This window comes from uncultured Corynebacterium sp. (assembly GCF_947253065.1).
In the GTDB taxonomy this organism is placed as follows: domain Bacteria; phylum Actinomycetota; class Actinomycetes; order Mycobacteriales; family Mycobacteriaceae; genus Corynebacterium.
Genome location: NZ_CAMXWS010000006.1, coordinates 37,426 through 58,272, shown reverse-complemented (window position 1 = coordinate 58,272; position 20,847 = coordinate 37,426). Strand labels below are relative to the sequence as shown.

At 59.3% G+C, this 20,847-nt stretch carries 21 protein-coding genes; 9 read left to right on the top strand and 12 right to left on the bottom strand.

Annotated features, from left to right (window positions below; translation table 11 throughout):
* Positions 1 to 7 precede the first annotated feature (7 nt).
* Entirely contained in the window at positions 8 to 958 is a 951-nt protein-coding gene (locus Q0X21_RS02870; RefSeq protein WP_297850232.1) for a nitronate monooxygenase family protein, read from the bottom strand.
* Between the two features lie 40 nt (positions 959 to 998).
* On the opposite strand from Q0X21_RS02870, the gene pth reads away from it, so the two are divergent.
* Both pth and Q0X21_RS02860 read left to right on the top strand, forming a co-directional pair.
* A complete protein-coding gene (gene pth / locus Q0X21_RS02865) occupies positions 999 to 1,613 on the top strand; it encodes an aminoacyl-tRNA hydrolase (RefSeq protein ID WP_259851579.1) in 615 nt (204 codons plus the stop codon).
* Positions 1,614 to 1,625: 12 nt separating this feature from the next.
* The gene (locus tag Q0X21_RS02860) at positions 1,626 to 1,988 is read left to right on the top strand and encodes a DUF2200 domain-containing protein (RefSeq protein WP_259851578.1); all 363 of its coding nucleotides are present in this window, start codon (positions 1,626 to 1,628) and stop codon (positions 1,986 to 1,988) included.
* On the opposite strand, the gene Q0X21_RS02855 is transcribed toward Q0X21_RS02860, so the two are convergent.
* Positions 1,985 to 2,518, bottom strand: coding sequence for an NADPH-dependent FMN reductase (locus tag Q0X21_RS02855; protein WP_259851577.1), 534 nt, complete (start codon positions 2,516 to 2,518; stop codon positions 1,985 to 1,987). The genes Q0X21_RS02860 and Q0X21_RS02855 overlap by 4 nt on opposite strands.
* A 140-nt stretch (positions 2,519 to 2,658) precedes the next feature.
* Between Q0X21_RS02855 and Q0X21_RS02850 the strand changes: the two genes are divergently transcribed.
* Both Q0X21_RS02850 and Q0X21_RS02845 read left to right on the top strand, forming a co-directional pair.
* Positions 2,659 to 3,543 carry an NAD(P)/FAD-dependent oxidoreductase gene (locus tag Q0X21_RS02850; RefSeq protein ID WP_297850230.1) on the top strand — a complete coding sequence of 295 codons (885 nt, stop codon included), beginning with the start codon at positions 2,659 to 2,661 and terminating at the stop codon, positions 3,541 to 3,543.
* A gap of 59 nt (positions 3,544 to 3,602) precedes the next feature.
* Complete coding sequence (locus Q0X21_RS02845) at positions 3,603 to 5,246, top strand: peptide chain release factor 3 (protein ID WP_297850229.1); 1,644 nt, start codon at positions 3,603 to 3,605, stop codon at positions 5,244 to 5,246.
* A gap of 12 nt (positions 5,247 to 5,258) precedes the next feature.
* Here Q0X21_RS02845 and Q0X21_RS02840 read toward each other — a convergent pair whose 3' ends face one another.
* From Q0X21_RS02840 to Q0X21_RS02820, 5 genes are all read right to left on the bottom strand, one after another.
* Positions 5,259 to 5,393, bottom strand: a complete 135-nt coding sequence (locus tag Q0X21_RS02840; protein ID WP_297850228.1) for a hypothetical protein — start codon at positions 5,391 to 5,393, stop codon at positions 5,259 to 5,261.
* A 98-nt stretch (positions 5,394 to 5,491) separates the two neighbouring features.
* Positions 5,492 to 6,019 (bottom strand): LppP/LprE family lipoprotein, encoded by a 528-nt coding sequence (locus Q0X21_RS02835; protein ID WP_297850227.1) that lies wholly within the window; start codon positions 6,017 to 6,019, stop codon positions 5,492 to 5,494.
* Between the two features lie 241 nt (positions 6,020 to 6,260).
* Positions 6,261 to 7,130 carry a patatin family protein gene (locus Q0X21_RS02830; RefSeq protein WP_297850226.1) on the bottom strand — a complete coding sequence of 290 codons (870 nt, stop codon included), beginning with the start codon at positions 7,128 to 7,130 and terminating at the stop codon, positions 6,261 to 6,263.
* 27 nt (positions 7,131 to 7,157) lie between these two features.
* A complete protein-coding gene (locus Q0X21_RS02825; RefSeq protein WP_297850225.1) occupies positions 7,158 to 8,024 on the bottom strand; it encodes a patatin family protein in 867 nt (288 codons plus the stop codon).
* A gap of 25 nt (positions 8,025 to 8,049) precedes the next feature.
* Positions 8,050 to 9,186 carry a YihY/virulence factor BrkB family protein gene (locus Q0X21_RS02820; protein WP_297850224.1) on the bottom strand — a complete coding sequence of 379 codons (1,137 nt, stop codon included), beginning with the start codon at positions 9,184 to 9,186 and terminating at the stop codon, positions 8,050 to 8,052.
* Positions 9,187 to 9,235: 49 nt separating this feature from the next.
* On the opposite strand from Q0X21_RS02820, the gene Q0X21_RS02815 reads away from it, so the two are divergent.
* Positions 9,236 to 9,694 (top strand): hypothetical protein, encoded by a 459-nt coding sequence (locus Q0X21_RS02815; protein WP_297850223.1) that lies wholly within the window; start codon positions 9,236 to 9,238, stop codon positions 9,692 to 9,694.
* On the opposite strand, the gene Q0X21_RS02810 is transcribed toward Q0X21_RS02815, so the two are convergent.
* Positions 9,691 to 10,884 carry an MFS transporter gene (locus Q0X21_RS02810; protein WP_297850222.1) on the bottom strand — a complete coding sequence of 398 codons (1,194 nt, stop codon included), beginning with the start codon at positions 10,882 to 10,884 and terminating at the stop codon, positions 9,691 to 9,693. The two genes, Q0X21_RS02815 and Q0X21_RS02810, sit on opposite strands and share 4 nt — an antisense overlap.
* 73 nt (positions 10,885 to 10,957) lie before the next feature.
* On the opposite strand from Q0X21_RS02810, the gene Q0X21_RS02805 reads away from it, so the two are divergent.
* The gene (locus Q0X21_RS02805; RefSeq protein ID WP_297850221.1) at positions 10,958 to 12,181 is read left to right on the top strand and encodes a D-serine ammonia-lyase; all 1,224 of its coding nucleotides are present in this window, start codon (positions 10,958 to 10,960) and stop codon (positions 12,179 to 12,181) included.
* 11 nt (positions 12,182 to 12,192) lie between these two features.
* On the opposite strand, the gene Q0X21_RS02800 is transcribed toward Q0X21_RS02805, so the two are convergent.
* Positions 12,193 to 13,854 (bottom strand): FAD-binding dehydrogenase, encoded by a 1,662-nt coding sequence (locus Q0X21_RS02800; protein WP_297850220.1) that lies wholly within the window; start codon positions 13,852 to 13,854, stop codon positions 12,193 to 12,195.
* Between the two features lie 113 nt (positions 13,855 to 13,967).
* On the opposite strand from Q0X21_RS02800, the gene Q0X21_RS02795 reads away from it, so the two are divergent.
* Positions 13,968 to 15,158 (top strand): NAD-dependent epimerase/dehydratase family protein, encoded by a 1,191-nt coding sequence (locus Q0X21_RS02795; RefSeq protein ID WP_297850219.1) that lies wholly within the window; start codon positions 13,968 to 13,970, stop codon positions 15,156 to 15,158.
* Between the two features lies 1 nt (position 15,159).
* A complete protein-coding gene (locus tag Q0X21_RS02790) occupies positions 15,160 to 16,314 on the top strand; it encodes a glycosyltransferase family 1 protein (protein ID WP_297850218.1) in 1,155 nt (384 codons plus the stop codon).
* Here the strand turns inward: Q0X21_RS02790 and manA are convergent.
* The 3 genes from manA to Q0X21_RS02775 form a co-directional block, all read right to left on the bottom strand.
* On the bottom strand, positions 16,283 to 17,431 hold the full coding sequence (gene manA, locus Q0X21_RS02785) for a mannose-6-phosphate isomerase, class I (protein WP_297850217.1): 1,149 nt from the start codon (positions 17,429 to 17,431) through the stop codon (positions 16,283 to 16,285). The two genes, Q0X21_RS02790 and manA, sit on opposite strands and share 32 nt — an antisense overlap.
* A 14-nt stretch (positions 17,432 to 17,445) precedes the next feature.
* On the bottom strand, positions 17,446 to 18,885 hold the full coding sequence (locus Q0X21_RS02780) for a glyceraldehyde-3-phosphate dehydrogenase (protein ID WP_297850252.1): 1,440 nt from the start codon (positions 18,883 to 18,885) through the stop codon (positions 17,446 to 17,448).
* Positions 18,886 to 18,968: 83 nt separating this feature from the next.
* Positions 18,969 to 19,967 (bottom strand): 3-hydroxyisobutyryl-CoA hydrolase, encoded by a 999-nt coding sequence (locus Q0X21_RS02775; RefSeq protein ID WP_297850216.1) that lies wholly within the window; start codon positions 19,965 to 19,967, stop codon positions 18,969 to 18,971.
* 34 nt (positions 19,968 to 20,001) lie between these two features.
* Here Q0X21_RS02775 and Q0X21_RS02770 point away from each other — a divergent pair, with 34 nt between their 5' ends.
* On the top strand, positions 20,002 to 20,808 hold the full coding sequence (locus tag Q0X21_RS02770) for an HAD family hydrolase (RefSeq protein WP_297850215.1): 807 nt from the start codon (positions 20,002 to 20,004) through the stop codon (positions 20,806 to 20,808).
* The last annotated feature ends 39 nt before the right edge of the window (positions 20,809 to 20,847 follow it).

The following is a 20,847-nucleotide window of genomic DNA, read 5'->3' as shown; positions in this document are numbered from 1 at the left end:
CGCGCAGTTAACGCCCCAACAACCTCGCCTCGATCTCCGCGGCGGAGCCTTCGTGGAGTTGCCCGGCGAAGTCGTCGCCGACGAGGCAGTAGCCGTGGTCGGGGTCGTTGCGCAGCGGTTTCTGCATGGCGTTGAGCTGCGGGTACAGCGGGGGAAGATCGTCGTGCTCGCGGGTAAACCGCGTCTCCACGCCGCGGGCGTAGCGGCCTGAGAAAGCGCGGGTGGACACGGAGTTACCGCCGGCGCGCAGGACACCGCGATTGGTCTCACTGGTACCGGCTTCGTCGGCAAGCAGGAACGCGCTGCCGCAGGCGACGGAATTCGCGCCCCACTCGATGAGGCGCTCGACGTCTTCAGCGGTGCGTGCGCCGCCGGCGGCGATGATCGGAATGTTGACGTGGCGGAAAATGCCGCTGAGCAGTTGCTCCAGGTCGCGCTCGTCGGGCTCTTCGGTGATCGTCCACGTGGAGCGGTGTCCGCCCGCCTTCGGGCCCTGCACGATGACGCCGTCAGCGCCGAGTTCGGCGGCCTTGATCGCGTCGACCTCGTTCGTCACGGTCACCCACGCCTGGATGCCCGCATCGTGGATGCGCTTGAATTCTTCCGGAGTGAAGCAACCGAAGGTGCAGGAAATGATCGTCGCGCGCCCGTCGGCAAGCGCGAGGTCGAGCTTCTCGTGGAAGCCGAAGGTGTAATCCGGCTCGGGAATCTCCGCGCCGAGCTCAGACGCGATCGCCTCCAGGTCCTCCCGGCGCGGGGTGTCCCGTTGGGGGTAGAAGAGGTTGATGCCGAAGGGTTCGTCGATAAGCGAAAGCTCTTCGCGCGCGTGCTCGAGGCTGCACGTCCCCCAGGCGAGGAAGCCGAAACCGACGGCATTCACAAGCGCGGGAGTGCTCGGGCCACCCGCCATGGGGGCGGCGACGACGCGGGGCAGACGGGCGGGAAGTTCTGGTGTCATGGTGGCCACTCTAGCGAAGCGCTGACTTAGACTGGGCTGCGTGTTCGACAAAATCCGCGCCCTTTTCGCACCCCGCCAGCACATACCCGATCTCGACTCGCTCGCTGCCGAGTGGCTCATTGTCGGCTTGGGCAACCCCGGCGCGAAATACGCCACCACCCGCCACAACGTGGGCTACATGGCGCAGGACATGCTTATCGACGAACACACCCTGCGTCCCCTCCCCTCCTTCAAAGCCCAGGGAGTGGTGGTGCCGGACACGTCTGCCCTCGCGCTTCGGTCGACGACGTTCATGAACAACAGCGGCGAAGGCGTTGCTCCGGTGTCGGAGAAACTCGGGATTCCGCCGGAGCGCATCATCGTCCTCCACGACGAGCTCGACCTGCCCGCCGGGAAAGTCCGCATCAAGCAGGGAGGGAACGAGAACGGCCATAACGGCCTGAAGTCCCTGACCGAGCAGCTGGGAACCCGCGAATTTATCCGCGTGCGCATCGGCATCGGGCGCCCGCCGAAGGGCATGCCGGTCCCGGAGTGGGTCCTTAGCCCCGTCGACCACGAGGGCCTCGACGAGCAGATCGCCACCGCCGCGGACGCCGCGCGCCTTGTGATCGAGGAAGGCCTGCAGCGGGCGCAGAACGACATTCACAGCCGATAGGAGATTTACCGCATGGACGAAAAGGCAAAGCTCGAGCGGGTGTTCAACTACCCGTTCGGCGATATCTACGGCAACTACGTGGCCAAGGTCGAGCGCAAGGGCCGGACACGGGCGGAGCTCGACGAGGTCCTCACTTGGTTTAGCGGTCTCACCACCGACGAGCTCCATGCCCAGGCGGAATCAGGTGCCACGCTGCGCGATTTCTTTGAGCACGTCACGCTCGACCCCGGCGCGGAGCTCATCACCGGCAGCGTGTGCGGTGTGCGGGTCGAGGACGTCGAGGACCCGCTCATGCAAAAGATCCGCATGATGGACAAGATCGTCGACGAGCTGGCACGCGGCAAGGCCGTCGACAAAATCATCCGCAGTAATTAGCGGGCGGCAGCCTCGAGGCGGTCGCACATCGCGGCGAGCTCCTTGGCGCGGTTCGGCATCGGATTGAAGCCGTCTCGCATCTCCATCGCCTGGATGAAGCCGAGCTGCTCGCGGATGTCGTGCATGTGGAAATTCGCGGCGATCTGGCGCCAGTGCTCGATCGCGCGGATCGCTCCGACACCGCCGTAGCCGACGAATGCGATGGGCTTGCCCACCCACTCCGGGCCGAGGGTGTCCACCGCGTTCTTCAACGCAGCCGGCACCGAGTGGTTGTACTCGGGCGTGATGAAGATAAACGCATCGCACGCGTCGATCGCCTTCGACCAGCGGGTGACCTCATCATTGTCGTACTGCTTATTCATGAGCATGGGCAGCCCGGCGCCGTCGTAAAGCGGAAGGTCGTAATCCGCGAGGTCGATGAACTCGTACTCGGCTCCCTCCCGCTCGCCGATATTCTCCTTCATCCAGTCAGCCACCTTTATTGCGGTGCGGCTCTTGCGGATGGAACCGACGATCACGCCGATCTTCATTGTGTCTCCTCTCGTTTGCGTACAAGTCACCTATCTCGGCCCCACTCTAACGAAGGCCAACAGGGCCTCCCGCGACGGAGCTCGAGCAACTAGTGTCTTCAACGCGAGAACCGGTTGAAAGAATTCCAGGGGGCTAGAACATGGATGTCACGATCATCGGCGGAGGCTTCGCCGGAACCGCCGCGGCGATCAACTTGGCGCGGGCGAATCGTTCCGTCTGCTTGATTGACGAGGGCCGTCCGCGCAACCGATTCAGCGAGCACGCCCACGGCATCTTGGGAATGGACGGAGTCAAGCCAACCGAACTGTTGGAAAAGGGCCACGCTGAATTCGAGTCGTTCGGCGGCACGATCGTGAGGGACCGCGCAGAGAATCTAACGAGAGTGGATGACCAGTGGTCTGTGACTCTCGGCAGCGGCAAGGCCATTGAGTCACCGCATCTCCTCGTCGCCACCGGAATCACCGACGTCTTGCCCGACGTGGACGGATTGCCTGCGCTGTGGGGAACGCGGGTCTTCCACTGCCCCTACTGCCACGGATATGAGGTGAACGGAACTGACCTCGCGGTCATCGGCGGGGAGAACCCCGGCTTCACGTTCCACATTTCCAAGCTGCTCACCAAGTGGGCGAAGACCGTCACGTTCTTGCCGAACGGCCTCGAGCTTCCCGACGAGGAGAGGGCTCTTTTCGAATCGCTCGGCATCACGATCATCGACGAACCCGTCTTGGAAGTAGGCCCAGCAGAGGGCGACCGAGTTGCGGTTCGCTCGACAGGCCACCAATTCGTGTTCGAATCCTGCTTCACTGGCCCGCGTTTCGAACCGAACGACGCGCTGTTGCGCGAGGCCGGATGCGACGTCGTCGATGGATGGGTCCGCACAGAACGCGGCCTGACCTCGCAGCCGGGCCTGTGGGCAGCGGGAAATGTGGTCAGCTCCCCTGACCAGGTGTCGCAGGCGGCAGGCGCGGGTGCAGCCGTCGGGATCGCTATCGACCAGGCACTTTTCTTCGAAACGCTGCCCTGATTGTGCTGCATGGCGCTGGTTAGCCCTGACCTTGCTGTAGCGACTACCCTCTACAGGTCATGAGCACCGTTTCCGAGGCCGCCCGCCGCCGCACATTCGCCGTCATCGCACACCCGGACGCTGGTAAGTCGACGTTGACGGAGGCATTGGCACTGCACGCGCACGTCATTTCGGAGGCCGGCGCGGTGCATGGCAAGGGCAACCGTAAGTCGACGGTGTCTGACTGGATGGACATGGAAAAAGACCGTGGCATCTCAATCGCGTCGTCGGCGCTGCAGTTCGAGTACGCGCCGGAGGGCCACGACGGCGAGCCGTACGTGATCAACCTGGTGGACACCCCGGGCCACGCGGATTTCTCTGAGGATACCTACCGCGTGCTCTCCGCCGTTGATGCTGCAGTCATGCTTATCGACGCCGCCAAGGGCCTCGAGCCGCAGACCCTCAAGCTCTTCCGCGTCTGCAAGGCCCGTGGCCTGCCTATCGTCACGGTGATCAACAAGTGGGACCGTGTCGGACGTGAGCCCCTTGAGCTTGTCGACGAGATCGTCACCGAAATCGACCTCCAGCCCACTCCCCTGTACTGGCCCGTAGGCGAGGCTGGTGACTTCCGTGGTCTCGCGCACGTCAACGACGACGGCGAGGCTGATAAATACATCCACTTCATCCGTACCGCTGGTGGTTCCACCATCGCACCGGAAGAGGAATACACCCCGGACCAGGCACTTGAACGCGAAGAAGACGCCTGGGAGACCGCCGTTGAGGAAGCCGAGCTGCTCGCTGCTGACGGCGCTGTGCACAACCAGGAACTCTTCGAGCAGTGCGTGACTTCGCCTTTGATCTTCGCCTCCGCGATGCTGAACTTCGGTGTGCACCAGATTCTGGACACCCTCTGCGCCATCGCACCTGCACCGGAGGGCCGCGAGTCTGATCCGAAGGCTATCGAACAGGCAGAATCCGGCGGTGGTCAGGCCATCGATCCTGAGCGTGAGGTTGGCGATGAATTCTCCGGCGTGGTGTTCAAGGTCCAGGCCGGTATGGATAAGAATCACCGCGATACCCTCGCATTCATGCGCGTGGTCTCCGGCGAATTCGACCGTGGTATGCAGGTCACGCACGCCCAATCGGGCCGCAGCTTCTCCACCAAGTACGCACTGACAGTTTTCGGTCGTAACCGCGACACCGTCGAAACAGCATTCCCCGGCGACATCATCGGCCTGGTCAATGCCGGCGCTCTTGCTCCGGGAGATACGATCTACGCTGGCAAGAAGGTCCAGTTCCCGCCGATGCCACAGTTCGCGCCGGAACACTTCCGCACCCTGCGCGCCAAATCGCTGGGTAAGTACAAGCAGTTCCGCAAGGCACTTGAGCAGCTGGATGCCGAGGGTGTCGTGCAGATTCTGCGTAACGACGCCCGCGGCGATGCTGCCCCCGTCATGGCCGCCGTCGGCCCCATGCAGTTCGAGGTCATGCAGGCCCGCATGGAAAACGAGTACAACGTCGAGACCGTCACCGAGCCGATTCCCTACTCCGTTGCCCGCCGCACTGACGAAGAATCAGCACCGGAATTGGGCCGCCAGCGCGGCGTGGAAATCTTCACCCGCACCGACGGCGAACTCATCGCCCTCTTCGGTGACAAATGGAAGCTCGCGTTCATTGAGAAGGAGCACCCGGAGCTCACCATGGAGCCACTCGTCGCCGACTAGAGCCCTCGCGCTCTAGAGGTTCGTGTTCGGAATCCGGCCCTCGTGCGCGACCTTGCTTCCGTCCCAGTAATAGGTCACCGTGCTGTGGGACAGCGCAGCGAGAATTCTCTTTGCAGTTGACCACGACAATCGACGGTGCTGAGACATTGGTACCTTCCAATTCCTTTTAGAGGTCTACGCCTAAGATACGCAAGAACCGCCACTGCGAGGTGTGCAATGGCGGTTAGCGTCCGCGGCGGGGTTGTTTAGAACTCCGGAAGCGACTCGTTCGGAATCGTGCCGTGGTGGCCGACCTTGTCGCCATCCCAGAAGTAGGTCACCTCCGAAACAAATTTGTCGGCATCAGCATTCGGTGCGCCAGCTTCCATCTGTGCTTCGGTGTCACGGTAGACAACCGTGAACGTGCCGTCGTCGTTTGGTGTGATGCGCTCGATGGTCTGCGGGTGGTTCGAGTCAATGCCGATGTACTGGCCCTTGTGGAACAACAACAGAACATTGGTCTCTGCACCATTGCCCTGGCCACCCTGCTTAGTGATGGCGTAGCTCAGATCAGCACACGGGCTGAAATTAGAGCCACCGGCATACGTCCACCCACCGCGATCAGTCTGGTGTTCGCGGTTGAGTTGGGCGTTCGCCTCAGAGATTTCGTGGGCGCTCGGATTCGGCGCGCACTCATTGGCCGGGGTTGTTTCTGCAGTCGCAGTGGCTGGCAATGTCAACAATGCGGCGAAAGCGACTGTCGCGGTTGCGGTTGCTCGTTTCTGGATCTGCATGGGTATCACACGCTTTCTGTCTTCAAAAAAGACTTCGTGAGATTTCAAACTCTTCGAGATTTTCGATTGAGATTTTCGATTGGACTACCGCGGTGGAACTCACGCTACGCCGGATAAACACGAGCACAAGACCTGAACTCATCCAAACCGGAAGGTTCAACATTCCCTGAACTTATAACCTGCGCTTTCATCGGAAAATGCTTCTACCTCAAAATTGCATAGGCATCCGGTCACAGGCGGATCACCCAGCGAGAAACTCCATCCAGTCATCCCACTCGTTATCCATCTGCACCTTGCCTAGCAGGTAATTCGCGTTGAGCTTGGTCACGTTGCGCTCGGAAGCATCAACGGTCATGTGCTCAGGGAAGAAGACCTTGGCACGACCTTGTTTTTCAAACTCGAGGATCTTCTCCTTCGACGCGTTGTATCGCGGCGGTCGCGCAATCAACGCTTCAGCGACCGCTGGGTGTTTAGGGAACAGCCGGCGCGTCGCCGTAGGACGGTTATTGTCCGGACGGACATAGTCACGAGGTTTCGTGGCCAGGACGAGGAATTTCTTAAAACCGGCGGCCTCGGCTGCGTCGATAAGCAAGCCTCCTGAAACCCCGAGCGCACCGTCGACATACGGGACACCGTCGATGGTGCCCATAGGCATGACTTTCGGCAATGTTGAGGAAGCACGCGTGACTTGCCCGATCATCTCTATTGAAGACAGATTTTCACGGTTCCACGTCACCGTATGTCCGGTGTCCGCGCGAACCGCTTCGATGTGAACCTGGGTTTCGCGCGTCGAATCGAAGGTCTCCAAATCAAAAGGCAGAACATCATTCGAACCCTCGTAAATGAATTCTGCGTTGAAATATCCGGTGCCACGCGCCAGTGAGACCCACCCACCGAATTTCTCGTGTCCGACGAAATTGGTGAAGGATTCCCGCGCACGATACGCATCCCGCGATGCATAATTCACCGCATGCACAGAACCTGCTGAGACCCCTCCCACCCAGCCAAAACGCACATCTTCCTTGATGAATCGGGCGATCGCGGGCGCGGTATAGGAATTGCGCATTCCGCCACCTTCAATAACTAAGGCAGTGTCGGTGGCATCAATCATGCGCACGATTCTAAAACGAATTCGCGGCTATTTCTCCAGGAATTCCTTAATCGCATCCCACTCGCGGTCGAACTGTTCCTTGCCGGCTGCGAAATTCTTCTGCAGTTTAGGCACCTTGAATTCTGCGTTTTCTACCATCATCTTTTCCGGGTAGAAGACGTAAGCATTGCCCTGGGCCGCCATTTCGTCGATACGCGCCTTGGCATTGTTGTACTCATCCGGACGGTCGATGGTGCGACGCGCGACCTCGGGGTACTTCGGGAACATGCGACGAATCATTCCCGGGCGGTTCACTGGCTCGCGCACATAGTCCCGCGGCTTGGTGGCCAGAACGAGCAGCTTGCTGAATCCGGCGCGCTCAGCTGCGCCCACGAGCAGACCACCGTCGTCACCGAGTGCGCCATCAACGTGTGGGACCCCATCAATGTGCGCCATCGGCATCAGCATCGGCATGGTGGAGGAAGCACGCATGACCAGGTTGATCGTGTCCTCATCCTGCAGGTCCGCATTGTTCCACGCGACGGATTCACCAGTATCTGCACGCACTGCCTCAATGTGGATCGGCGTCTCATTCGCCAAAAATGCGTCCAGGTTGAATGGCAGTTCCCCACCGCGATCCTGGAACATGAACTCGGCATTCATCAGCCCACGGCCAAGCGCGAGCGAGCGCAATCCTCCGATTTTCGGGTGGCCCATAAAGGTCGTGAAAGCTTCCTCAGTGCGCTCCGCATCCCCGGAGAGGAAATTGATAGCGTGAATAGCCCCGGCGGAAACACCGCCCACCCAGCCGAATTGCACATCTTCTTCGATGAGTTTCATGATCGCTGGGGCTGTGTAAGAGTTGCGGGTTCCTCCGCCCTCAATCACCAAGGCAGTATCGCGTGCATCAATCATGGTTCAACAGTGTAGGTGCCAGAAACTATTCGTGGTGCTTCAACGCTGATTCTTCTTTGACGTCTTGTGCGAGACGGTTCAACCACCGGTGCACCTTGTACTGCCACAGCACGCCATCGTGGGAGCGTGGCGGCGATTGGATGAGCATCTCCGAGTCATACCCAGCCTGCAGTTCTTTAGCGCGGAGGATCTCTGCATCAAGCTTCACACCGATCAGCAGCACGATATTCATGCCCCACACCGCGACCAGCACAGCGAGCACAGTTCCGAAAGCACCGTATGCGCTACGCACGCCGAAGGTGGAGAGGTACCAGCCGAACAGTGCCCATTCCGCACCGATGACGAGCATCGCGAACACAGCGCCGACGGTGAGCAACCGATAGCGCCCGGGGCGGATATTCGGCGCGAAATAGTACAGACACGAAACCAGAACGATCGCCGCGATGACTACGGCTGGGTACCGCGCCCACTCCCACACCGGCAGCAAGATGTGGTTGAGATAGTTCAGCGCCCCGGTCAGCCCAAGTGGCTCGGCGATGGGACCCAGAAGTGCGTTGATGATGGATTCACGCAATACCAATGCGGCAACAACCACGATGAGCCCGAGGACGAGCAAGAACGTGATGCCCCACATGGTGAGCCAAGTTCTGGGAAGTCCACGTCCTTCGGTGCGGCCGTAGATCGCATTCGTCGAGCGCGAAAAAGCCCGCACATATGCCGAAGCGGACAACAGCGAGACCGCAATAGATATGACCAGCGCGATCGTGCTTTGTGCAGGAGTACCAACGACTGTCAGGAACAATTCGAAAGCCTGGGCCCGCAATGCTTCAGGCACCGTCTGATCAATCAGCCCACCGACCATGTCATGCAGCGCAGTCTCATCAGTGGGAAACAGCAAAGTCACGGTGGAATAGAACGCCAGCAGCATCGGCGCGAAGGCCGTCACACTGAAGTAAGTCATGGTCGCGCCACGGTCAGTGATTGCCAGCGGCCCTAAATCCATTACCGTGCGCGCAAGAACAAGCTTCCAAGCCTTCCAGGACAACCAGTTTCCGCGTCGCAGGGGCTCTTGGTGTGCGTAGCCAGGTTCGAGGATCTTGATCTCGCCGGGCCCGTAGGGTTGCACGAATTCAGCTGCGTGCGCGACGGGTTCCTGACTCATGTATCACACATTATCTGGCCTCCTCCCCTTCCCGTTGTAGGGTTGGGCCATGTCATGGGCACAAAATACTGATCTCGGTTTTGCTACGAGCATCTGGGAGCCGATCCTCATCCTCGTGATCATCTTCATGTTGATCGCTATCCCCGCGATCGTGATCGCTTTGAGCATTGCACGCAAGCGAAACCGCATCACGGTCTATCATGCAGACACCCTCGAGGTGCACACCGCGAATGTGAGCCCAGATTCTGATGACATCATCGTGATCATCACCCTCGACCAAGGCGCATTCCAGCATCTTTCGCTTATCGACGCACCGTTACGCCTCTCTACCCCCAACTCCCGTCCCGTAACCTTCCAACCAGGTCCTGGTGGTGCCCCAGTCCTCGATCCGAATGAAGGCTGGATCATCCCCATCTCGAAGGAAACACGGGCGGAATTGCGTGGCCTACCAGCAGGCAACGAGCACGAGCTGACCACAACAAATGTGGCCATCATCGTAAAAAACTAGCCGCGGCGCAGGTATCCGGAGCGAATCTGCGCCGTACGGATAAGTGCGGAGCACAGCGCGAGCGCAGCCAAGACCCAGTACGGCCAGGACGGTCCGACAAATCCAGACAGCCATTCGATCAGCGGCGGGTAACCAAAGCCGATATAAGTGGCCACGTAGTAGACACCAATAACAGCACCGCGTTTTTCAGGCGGGCTGAAAGTCTCCACATCGAGCAGGCCTTCGCGCAAGCACAGGCCGTACGCGAGCCCAAGGAACACGGAGGCCACGACGAACATGAGCATCGACGGTGCTGCCCCGCCGATCGCCGCAAGCGTCATACCAACGGCCGAGCACACCGCCCCCACCACGCCAGATACGGGACCAAATTCAAAGCGGCGACCAAGTGCCTGAATGACCAGGCCGGAACCAAAGGCCGTGACCGCAGCAACACCTGGCAGGAAAGCACTGGATTCGAAGTGCTGGCCCACGCGCCCGGAGAGCACCACGATCGCACTCGTCATCGACGCGAATACCCACAGCCCCATCGGGAATGCAGTGACCAAAGCCTTCTTCGCTGAGCGCTCAGAAACGACAACAGTCTCGTTGGGCCGCTCCTTCTCCACAATCACTTCACGTGTATTCGGGGCATCCCCCACTATGAAGGAGAATGCCACCGCAGCGAAAGACAGAATGATCGAGGCGATGTATGGGATATAGATCGCATTATGCACGCTGACCAGGTGCGCGATGATGCCGGAGGCGATCGGACCCAGCATGAAACCAGACGTCAAGAAAATACCGGCGAGTGTCGTACCCGCTGCCCCGCGGAGGCGTCCTGCCCACGCCGTACCGGCACTGACCACCAGCCCGACGCCGAGACCGATCACGAATCGCGCAATCAGCAGAACTGCGGGAATTTCCTGCCAGAACATCAAGGCGATATTGCCCAATGCGGCGACCACAGAACCTACGATCACTGCGGGCCGTGACCCGAATCTGTCAGCGACAAGACCACCGGCGATCAGGCATGGAAACAGGCCGAGTGCGTAAATGCCATAAGCACTATTGACCAAAAGCGTGGACATATCCTGGTGTTCACGCAGCACCACGAGCACGGAGGCAAAGTGGTTCGCTGACCAACCAGCAGTAATCAGGAAGGCGACTACGCTTGCGAAAATCAGCTGCGGTTGAGACTGTTTCGTACTCATCTTATGTCTCCCTCCTTGCATACGATGTGACCCACGTAACTGTACACCCGAGCGTTCCTTACAATGGGCAATCATGATCATGCCTTGGGATCGCCCAGCTCAGCCCGCACCGTCACAGCCGCAACCGCTCTCGCTAATCGACGGGCTCACCCACACCCAGGAGATCTCCTGGGCTCGCACCCCGGATACCGCTGAGTTCGATCCGGATATTTCCGCTGCTATCGAAGAAGCCGCCGCACGCTTCGGGCGCTTCGCCCCTTGGGTCGCCGAGCACTTCCCGGAAACAGAAAACGGCATCATCGAATCCGCAATCCAGCACGTGCCCGAGACAAAGGATTATGTCGCCGAATTAATGGAGCGTGACCTCGCCGGCGAACTGTGGGTCAAACGCGATGACGCACTCCCGATCAGCGGTTCCATCAAATCCCGCGGTGGAGTCCACGAGGTCTTCCGGCTCGCGGAGGAACAGCAGTATGAGAAACTCTCTGTCGCATCGACGGGCAATCTCGCCCTATCAATCGGCACCGTCGGACCTCTGCTCGGCTTCGGCACGGAAGTCCATGTCTCCACCGATGCGAAGCAGTGGAAGAAGGACCTCCTGCGCTCCCGCGGCGCCCACGTCGTTGAACACGATGGACTCTTCTCAGACACCGTCACTGCAGCCCGCGAAGCAGCGGGCGATGCTTTCTTCATCGATGACGAGAATTCTCTCGGACTCTTCGCCGGATACGCCGTCGCAGGCCAGCGCCTTAAAGAGCAATTCGACGCGATCGGCAAGCACTTCACTCCAGAAAATCCCCTGTACGTTTATCTCCCCTGTGGCGTTGGCGGCGGACCAGCTGGCGTGACCTTCGGTCTCAAGCAAGCCTTCGGCGATGCTGTTTTCTGCCACTTCATCGAGCCGACCGCCAGCCCGTGCATGACGCTCGGCGTGCTCACTGGAAATTCAACAGTCCGTTGCTCCGATTACGGGCTCTCTGGCCGCACCATCGCTGATGGATTGGCAGTGCAAAGCCCTTCCCCGCTCGCCATGGAACAGGCGGAGAAACTCGTCAGCGGCTTCCACACCTTGGATGACATCACTTTCCTGGCTGCCGTGAATTGGCTCGAGCGTAGCGCCGGAATCATCGCGGAGCCTTCCGCAACCGCTGGGCTCACCATTCCGTGGCGTTTGCCCGATATCCCGGAAACAGTCACTCACCTGGTCTGGCTCACCGGCGGATCAATGATCCCCCTGCAAGACAAAGACCGCCTGCGGGGGCAGGCGGCCACAGCCTCACTTCACTGGCAGCGGTAATTGTTCAAACATCACTCACGCGCGGCGTGCTCGCCCACTCGCTTACCGGAGTGGATGCAGCCTCCGAGGAAGGTTCCTTCCAGAGCGTTCTTGCCGTGCATGCCGCCGCCACCGAAACCGGCGGCCTCACCGCAGGCATAGAGGCCGGGGAACACAGAGCCATCGGCAAGCAGCGCGCGACCACCCAGGTCCGTTTCGATTCCGCCGAGCGTCTTACGCGTCAAAATGTGCAGCTTCACTGCGATCAATGGGCCCTTCTTCGGATCCAGCAGACGGTGCGGTTCCGCACAACGCACAATCTTGTCGCCCAAGAAATTACGGGCAGTGCGGATGTAATTGACCTGGGCGTCCTTGGAGTAGTTATTGGTCAGCTGCGCATCGCGTTCAACCAACTGCTTACGCACCAGGTCCCCATCAACTTCGACCTCGCCGAGCTCATTCATCTTGGCCACGAGATCTTCGACCGTATCGGCAGTCACCCAGTCGACGCCGTTGTCCATGAACGCCTTCACAGCCGGGTGCGTGCCCGGCCCGATTTTGCCGGCCAGCTTCTTGAGCGACTTATCAGTCAGATCCGGGTTCTGCTCCGATCCGGAGAAGATGAATTCCTTGTCAGCAATGTGCTGGTTGAGAATGAACCAGGAATAGCCGTGCCCAGTCCTGCCAATGTGTGCAAGGGCCGCAATATTGTCCGAGCCAGGGAACAAATTGGTTGGCAGGCGCTTACCAGTCGCGTCCAACCACATAGAACTCGGCCCCGGAATGATGCGGATGCCATGGCCTGGCCAGATCGGATCCCAGTTGATCATGCCTTCCGGGTAGTGCCACATGCGGTCGGTATTGACCAGGTTCGCACCAGCATTCGCAGCAATATCAATACCGCGTCCATCAACATGCTCCGGCACACCAGTCACCATGTCCTCCGGGCATGGGCCCCAGCGATCTTCCGGCCACATCTGACGGACCTTGTCCAAATTACCGCCGATACCACCGGTAGCGATCACCACTGCCGCGCCGCGCACCTCAAAAGGTTCTGCCTCTTCGCTATTCGACGCCACACCGCGGGACCCCGCATCGTCGATAAGCCGGACGCCCCGCACTCCCACCGCGCGACCATCTTCCACAATGATGTCGTCGACGCGGTGACGGAATTTGAATTCGACCTTGCCTGCCTTTTCCGCGCGCTCAACTGGTTCGCGGAAGACTCGCACAACCTCCGGGCCAGTACCCCATGTGAGGTGGAAACGTGGAACGGAATTTCCGTGGCCGGATGCATCGCCCGAGCCGCGTTCTGCCCAACCGACGGTAGGTAGCACTCGAAGACCGAGCTCCTTCAAATAGCCCTGCATCTCATTCGAAGCGAAGCGCACGTACTCGCGACCCCATTCACGCGGCCACTTGTCATAGTCCTCATCGTCATAGTCAGCCGAGTTCTCCCAGTCCATCCAGGCGAGATCCTCAAAGTCCTTAGCCCCCATGAGCTTCTGCTCAGGCGTGCCCACCATGAACAGACCACCCAGCGACCAGAAGGCTTGGCCGCCGAGGTTCGCCCTGCTTTCTTGTTCCACAAACACAACACGACGCCCAGCCTTGACTGCCTCGTGCGCGGCAACCAGACCAGCCAGTCCGGCGCCGACAATGATGATGTCTCCCGAATTCCCGATTTGTTTCATGCCCAAAACATACATGGATCGAACGCTCGTGTATTCGTTTTCAACTCACCGGGCAGAAACTCGCATTCACGGGTAACGTGACCGAGAAGCGTTCGTACAAGAAAGGTGAATATATGAAGATCGCAGTTCTCGGTGGCGACGGCTTTTGTGGTTGGCCAGCATCCTTGCACCTTTCGGACATCGGGCACGACGTGATCATCGTGGATAACCTGTCCCGCCGTCGCATCGACGAGGAACTCGGCGCAGAATCCCTCACCCCGATCGCCTCTATTGACGAGCGCATCGCGGCCTGGAAAGAAGTCTCCGGCAAGGAAATCGCCTTCCGCAATCTCGATGTTGCGCAAGACTATGAGGGCCTGTCAGACTTCATCAACACCGAACGCCCTGATGCGATCATTCACTTCGCTGAGCAGCGCGCCGCACCTTATTCGATGAAGAATCCGGTGACCAAGCGCTACACGGTGGATAACAACGTCAATGCCACCCACAACCTGCTCGTCGCTGTTGTGGAGTCCGGCCTGGACATCCACATCGTGCACCTGGGCACCATGGGTGTGTACGGCTACGGCACCGCCGGCATGAAGATTCCGGAAGGCTACCTGGACATCAAGGTCGATAACGGCGAAGAGCTGGTTGACCAGCAGATCCTCTACCCCACTAACCCGGGCTCGGTTTACCACCTGACCAAGGTTCTGGACCAAAACCTCTTTGCGTACTACGCCAAGAACGACGAGCTGCGCATCACTGACTTGCACCAGGGCATCATCTGGGGCACCCACACCCCGCAGACCGAGCGTGATGAGCGTCTGATCAACCGCTTCGACTACGACGGTGACTATGGCACGGTGCTCAACCGCTTCCTCATGCAGGCAGCGATCGGTTACCCGCTCACCGTTCACGGCACCGGCGGACAAACCCGTGCATTCATTCATATCCGAGACATGGTCAAGTGCATCCAGCTCGCATTGGAAAATCCGCCCGCAGCCGGTGACCGTGTAAAGATCTTCAACCAGATGACCGAGACCCACCGGGTGCGCGACTTGGCGGAACTGGTGGCAAAGATCTCTGGCACGGAATACGCACTCGTGCCGAATCCACGTAAGGAATCGGCAGAAAACGAGCTGCACGTCTCCAATGACGCATTCTTGAACCTGGGGCTTGAGCCAACCAAGCTCGCAGAAGGTCTGCTCCAGGAAGTTGAGGACGTGGCCAAGAAGTACGCGGATCGTGCTGATCGCAGCAAGATCCCGGCACGCTCGCTGTGGACCCGCAACCAATCTGAGGGCGTTCCGGAGAACGCATAGGATGCGGATCGCGATTTTCACGGAGGTCTTCCTCCCCAAGATCGACGGTGTGGTCACGCGTGTGATCCGCACCGTTGATCAGCTCGCGGAAATGGGCCATGAGGTGATGATCTTCGCCACCGGCGACGCACCAGACACGTACGCCGGTTTTCCGGTCGTACGGGCACCGAGCTTCTCCTTCCACTACATCTACCCCGAGATCAAAGTCGGTCTGCCTGCTCCTTCTGTGGCCAAGCAGCTCAAAGATTTCAATCCGGACATCGTTCATGCCGTCAATCCGGTCTTCTTCGCCGGATACGGCGCGCTGTTAGCCAAGCGATACAAGATTCCACTGCTTGCGTCTTTCCACACCGATGTGCCTGCCTATACCGAGGCACTCAAGATCGGCCTAGTGAAGAAGCCGGCCACGGCGATCATCCGCGCTCTACACAACCGGGCACAGAAAAACCTGGTCACTTCTGATCCAATGCTGGAAACCGCGAAAGGTTATGGCTTCCGCGATCTGGCTGTCTGGCCAAAAGCAGTCGATACCGTCGGCTACCACCCCGACAATTACTCAACTGACATGCGCAGCACCCTCACCGATGGCAACCCCGACGCCCCCTTACTCATCTATGTCGGTCGCATGAGTGCAGAGAAAAACCTGAATATCCTCAACGAGGTCATGCCGCTGCTGCGCGAGCAGGTCCCCGGTGTCCGTCTCGCCATGGTCGGCGCGGGCCCACAGCTCGAGCAAATGAAGAAGACTTTCGACCCCGCCTACACGGTCTTCACCGGCTACATGTCCGGCACACCTCTCGCGCAAGCTTTTGCCTCTGCCGATGTCTTCGCTTTCCCATCGCTGACCGAGACGCTCGGGCTTGTGGCTCTCGAGTCTTTCGCCTCTGGCGTTCCCGTCGTCGGGGCACGCGCCGGTGGCATTCCATTCGTCATCGACGATGGGAAGACCGGCACACTAGTGAGCAAACAGGCCTCCCCACAGCAGTGGGCGGACGCATTCGCGAGCATGCTTATCGACGAAACATCCCGCCACTGTTTTTCCACTGCCGCCCGCGCGGAAGCCGAGCGTTGGTCGTGGCGCGCAGCCACCGAGAAACTCGTCGAGTACTACGAAGAGTGCATCACTAGCCAGGGCGAACTACAAAGAAATCTGTAGCAGAATCAGCCGCCCTGAACTCAGCGGTAACTTCTCCATCTTCCGCTGCGATGAAGGCAGCCTCACCAGGACCAATCCCGAGTGAATCACCCAGGGCGACTCGTCCCGCAACCGCGAGAATGATTGCCGGGCCTTCCAACGGAACGCTGCCTTCACCCGAGTACCTGGTGACTGAAAAATCCGGCACCGGAATCGGGAATTCCGCACAACGCACACCGTCATCCGCTTCCTCGTCAGGCACCAGAATCGGGTCAGTGATCGGCTCGAAGACCACGATGTCTTCCAATTCTGCGATGTCGATGTGTTTCTCGGTCAAGCCACCGCGCAGGACATTATCGGAATTGGCCATCACTTCCACGCCAAATCCTTCAAGGTAAGCGTGCATGTTTCCAGCGGGCAAGAACAAGGCTTGGCCAGGCTCCAATTCCACATGGTTGAGGAGCAGAGCCGCCAGCACGCCAACGTCACCGGGGAATGCTTCACCGATGAACACCAGGTTCCGAGCAACGAAAGAATCGAGCTCCGCCGCACGGTCGAGCACAGAATTCACAATCGGTGTGGGATCATCCAGCTCTAGCCATTCGGAAAGCACGAGGCGGAGACGTTGATGTGCGCCCACCGAATCGTCGGCAAGCATTTGCCTCGCTTTGTCCAACTCCGGCACTGCGAGTTCGTCGAGCAGCTCAACGGTCTGCTCTACCGGGCGGAACCCCGCCATCGCTTTGAACGGGGTCAGCGCGATGAGGATCTCCGGCTTATGGTTGTCATCCTTGTAGTTTCGGTGCGCGGCGTCCAACGGAATGCCAGCACCATTCTCGCGGGCGAAGCCCTCGCGAGCCTGCGCGATAGACGGATGCGCCTGAATAGACAGCGGACGCGCCGCTGCCAGCAGCTTCACCAGGAACGGCAATGTTCCTGGCTCGCCCAAAGCACTCACAGGATCGGCCGCGATGACACCGTCAAGTGGACCGATTTCAGTGGCAGAAGGCGCAGACGGGTGCGCCCCGAACCACACCTCTGCCTCCGGACGCCCTGACGGCGTCCGGCCCTGCAAGGTAGCGATGCTGCTGGTATCGCCCCAGGCATAGTCCTGAACCTTGCCCGTGAGTTTGAGCACTACGGAACTCCCCTTTAGCGGATCTCCTGCGGAGCCTTGCGTGTCGGAAGAATCTTCGGGCGCACGCCAGCGATCTCCTCGACAATGCGGATCACCTGGTTGGAATAACCGAACTCGTTGTCGTACCAGACGTAGAGCACCAGGTGGTTACCAGACGCAATCGTGGCCAGACCATCGACAATGCCCGCGTGGGTGGTGCCCACGAAGTCGGTGGAAACGATATCCGGCGACTGGATGTAGTCAATCTGCTGGCGCAAATCCGAGTCGGTGGAGACGCGACGCAGGTAGTTGTTCACATCCTCACGGTCGACTTCGTTTTCCAGGTCGAGGTTCAGGACCGCCATGGAGACATCCGGGGTAGGTACGCGAATCGCGTTACCGGTCAGCTTGCCCTCAAATTCAGGCAGAGCCTTAGAAACTGCCTTCGCTGCACCCGTCTCAGTCAGGACCATGTTCAGGCCAGCTGCACGACCACGGCGTGCTCCCTTGTGGAAGTTATCGGCCAAGTTTTGGTCATTGGTGTAGGAGTGAACCGTTTCCACGTGCCCGTGCTTGACACCCCAGCGGTCGCCGACGACCTTGAGCACCGGCGTGATCGCGTTGGTGGTGCACGATGCTGCGGACAGAACGCGGTCCTGCTCCGAATCATCAATATCACGGTGGTTGATGCCGTAGACGATATTCTTCACATCGCCCTTACCCGGCGCGGTCAGCAGTGCGCGTGCAACGCCCTTGGACTGCAGGTGCTGGGACAGGCCAGCACGGTCGCGCCAGCGACCGGTGTTGTCCACCACGATCGCATCGTTGATGCCGTAGGCGGTGTAGTCGATCGAAGCTGGGTCGTCGGAGTAGATCATCTGGATCGGGGTGCCGTTAGCCCAGATGACTTCCTTTTCACGGTCAACGGTGATGGTGCCGTTGAACGGGCCGTGGACAGAATCGCGGCGCAGCAGGGATGCACGCTTGATCACATCGTCATCGCCCTTCTTGCGCACGACGACAGCGCGCAAACGCACACCACCGTACTGGGCCTCACGTGCAAGGAGGATGCGGGCAAGCAGGCGACCAATGCGACCGAAGCCGTACAGGACGACATCGCGCGGAATACGGTGACAATCGGCACCGATGACCTCAGCCAGTTCCTCCTCTAGGAAGGAACGCAATTCGGTCCCTTCAGTTCGGGAATAGTTCTTTGCCAGTCGACCCAGGTCGATCGAAGCGGTACCCAGGTTCATGGTGGTCAGCTCGCGCAGAATTGGCAGGGTGTCATCCAGCGGGAGTTCGCGGGCGACAACGCGGCGCGCGTAGCGGTGCGCCTTGATGATCTCGATGTCCGTCATGCCCACCAGCAGACGACCATAGATCGAAGTGACCACGTTGTTCTCGCGGTGGAGTTTGCTGATCAGTGGCAGCATCTCCTGTGCCAACTGCAGCTTGTGGTTCCAATCATCCATTGGGTTGTCGTGCGGGTTCGGGTTCACCGGGCTCTCAGCGTTCACGCTGCGTCCTTTCACGTCTCGTGTTGCTCAAACGGTTTTTATTCTAGTACGTCACGGTATTTTTCCGGCCCAGGCTCCGGTTCGAAGCGGGCGTCGTTGCTTTTGTCTACCAATACCGCGCGGACTCCTTCGAGGAAATCCGTTTCCTGGCGCAATTTCTTGCCGAGTCGAATCTCATTTTCCAAACTTCCCGCGAGATCGTGCTTTGAGTTGGCCAGCATCAGTTCTGCCGACGCTACCAGCGAGGATGGCGATGCATGTGCGATAAGGGGCTCGACAATCTCCGCCAATTCCGGAACGGATTCGATGTTCTGTTTGATCTGTGACCAGGGGGCGCTGAACGCTCCGCGAATAAGCGGGTAGAGCTTTTCTAACTCTGACTCCCCCGGCTCGATGGCTACCTCCTCGAGTACCCCCGGTCCTTCCGCAATGATGCGATCGGCAAGCCCGTCGAGCGATTCCACAAGGTGGGTTGCCAGTCCCGTCGCCATCATGTCATTAGCCTTCAGGCGGTAACCGGAAAGCGCTAGAAACATGCCCAGGTCCAGCGAAGGCTGCTTCGGTAGATTCTGTAGCCGGTGGCTCATACCCACATCGGTGAAGAAGCCGATATTCATCTCCGGCATGGAGGCAAATGCATCCGGCGTAATCACGATGTGACTGCCGTGAGCCGACAAACCAAGCCCGCCGCCCATGACCACACCGGAAATCAACGAAATATACGGCTTCGGGTACTGCGAGATCATCAGGTTCATCTCGTACTCACGGGCGAAGAATTCATCGGCTTCCGCATGGTTGCCCGCCAAGACTTGTTCACGGACCCTGCGCACGTCGCCACCAGCACAAAAATGCTTGCCAGAAGACTTAACGACGACCTGTTCCACCCCATCATCGTCCCGCCATTTCTCCAGCGCTTCGATGACTGGGTAGAGAATTTCCGGGTTGATGGAGTTCAACGCCTCGGGCCTGTCCAGAGTGATCACTCCGGTAGACTTCCGGACGGCAATATGTACTGGTCCAGTGGTGCTTTCTACCATGAAGCCAGTGTTCCACAGCGTGTAAAGGACTGCTATGACTTTTCCCCGCATTGTCGCCCTGGATATGGACGGAACCCTCGTTGACCCAGCTGGAAATATCCCCGATGAGTTCTGGCCCGTCCTTGAAGATGCAAAGCGCAAAGGCATGGTCATCGCCCCCGCATCCGGCCGCCAACTAGCCACGCTTCAGGATATGTTCGACGGAAGAGGACTGGAAACCTTTATCGCGGAAAACGGCAGCGCGGTCTGGCACAAGGGCGAAATCGTCTCCACCAAGCCGATGGATGAAGACGTCGTACGCACCGTGCTCACCGCCGCTGCCGAATCGGACGCGCCGATTCACCCGGTGTTGTGCAAACCGGAATATGCGTTGATCGCTTCTGACCTTCCGGATGCGGTCTTCAGCGAAATCAGCAAGTATTACCACTCGCGTCGCCCCGTTTCTTCCCTGCTTGAGGCGGCGAAAACCTCTGAGGATCCCACCATCAAGGTGTCCTTCTTCGTCGAAACCAATGCGGAAGAAGATGGCCTGCCAGTCGCCCAAACCGCAGTGGGCCAAAACATCGCGGTCTCGGGCGCGAACTGGGTCGACATCATGTCGCCGGAGACGAACAAGGGATTCGCTTTGCGCGCCCTTGCAGACACCCTCCACGTCGACATCGCCGACACCGCGGCCATCGGCGATTATCTGAACGACTACGAAATGCTTCAGACCGCCGGCACCGCTGTTGCCATGGCAAACGGCCACGACAAACTCAAGGCGATCGCGGACATCATCGCAGCATCCAATGCCGAGCACGGCGCGCTAAAAATGATCCGCGAGTGGCTCGACCAGGGTTAGTTGATTTAAGTCACACTAACGTTTCATAAATAAACGAAA

Bases quoted from the DNA above. Each gene is read 5' to 3' on its own strand.
- Q0X21_RS02860 (WP_259851578.1), top strand. From the start codon at position 1,626: ATGGACGAAAAGGCAAAGCTCGAGCGGGTGTTCAACTACCCGTTCGGC.
- Q0X21_RS02810 (WP_297850222.1), bottom strand. From the start codon at position 10,884: ATGAGTACGAAACAGTCTCAACCGCAGCTGATTTTCGCAAGCGTAGTC.
- Q0X21_RS02800 (WP_297850220.1), bottom strand. From the start codon at position 13,854: ATGAAACAAATCGGGAATTCGGGAGACATCATCATTGTCGGCGCCGGA.
- Q0X21_RS02830 (WP_297850226.1), bottom strand. From the start codon at position 7,130: ATGATTGATGCCACCGACACTGCCTTAGTTATTGAAGGTGGCGGAATG.
- Q0X21_RS02805 (WP_297850221.1), top strand. From the start codon at position 10,958: ATGATCATGCCTTGGGATCGCCCAGCTCAGCCCGCACCGTCACAGCCG.
- Q0X21_RS02870 (WP_297850232.1), bottom strand. From the start codon at position 958: ATGACACCAGAACTTCCCGCCCGTCTGCCCCGCGTCGTCGCCGCCCCC.
- Q0X21_RS02820 (WP_297850224.1), bottom strand. From the start codon at position 9,186: ATGAGTCAGGAACCCGTCGCGCACGCAGCTGAATTCGTGCAACCCTAC.
- Q0X21_RS02845 (WP_297850229.1), top strand. From the start codon at position 3,603: ATGAGCACCGTTTCCGAGGCCGCCCGCCGCCGCACATTCGCCGTCATC.
- Q0X21_RS02850 (WP_297850230.1), top strand. From the start codon at position 2,659: ATGGATGTCACGATCATCGGCGGAGGCTTCGCCGGAACCGCCGCGGCG.
- Q0X21_RS02835 (WP_297850227.1), bottom strand. From the start codon at position 6,019: ATGCAGATCCAGAAACGAGCAACCGCAACCGCGACAGTCGCTTTCGCC.
- Q0X21_RS02770 (WP_297850215.1), top strand. From the start codon at position 20,002: ATGACTTTTCCCCGCATTGTCGCCCTGGATATGGACGGAACCCTCGTT.
- Q0X21_RS02795 (WP_297850219.1), top strand. From the start codon at position 13,968: ATGAAGATCGCAGTTCTCGGTGGCGACGGCTTTTGTGGTTGGCCAGCA.
- Q0X21_RS02825 (WP_297850225.1), bottom strand. From the start codon at position 8,024: ATGATTGATGCACGCGATACTGCCTTGGTGATTGAGGGCGGAGGAACC.
- Q0X21_RS02815 (WP_297850223.1), top strand. From the start codon at position 9,236: ATGTCATGGGCACAAAATACTGATCTCGGTTTTGCTACGAGCATCTGG.
- Q0X21_RS02790 (WP_297850218.1), top strand. From the start codon at position 15,160: ATGCGGATCGCGATTTTCACGGAGGTCTTCCTCCCCAAGATCGACGGT.
- Q0X21_RS02855 (WP_259851577.1), bottom strand. From the start codon at position 2,518: ATGAAGATCGGCGTGATCGTCGGTTCCATCCGCAAGAGCCGCACCGCA.
- Q0X21_RS02775 (WP_297850216.1), bottom strand. From the start codon at position 19,967: ATGGTAGAAAGCACCACTGGACCAGTACATATTGCCGTCCGGAAGTCT.
- Q0X21_RS02780 (WP_297850252.1), bottom strand. From the start codon at position 18,885: ATGGATGATTGGAACCACAAGCTGCAGTTGGCACAGGAGATGCTGCCA.
- Q0X21_RS02840 (WP_297850228.1), bottom strand. From the start codon at position 5,393: ATGTCTCAGCACCGTCGATTGTCGTGGTCAACTGCAAAGAGAATTCTC.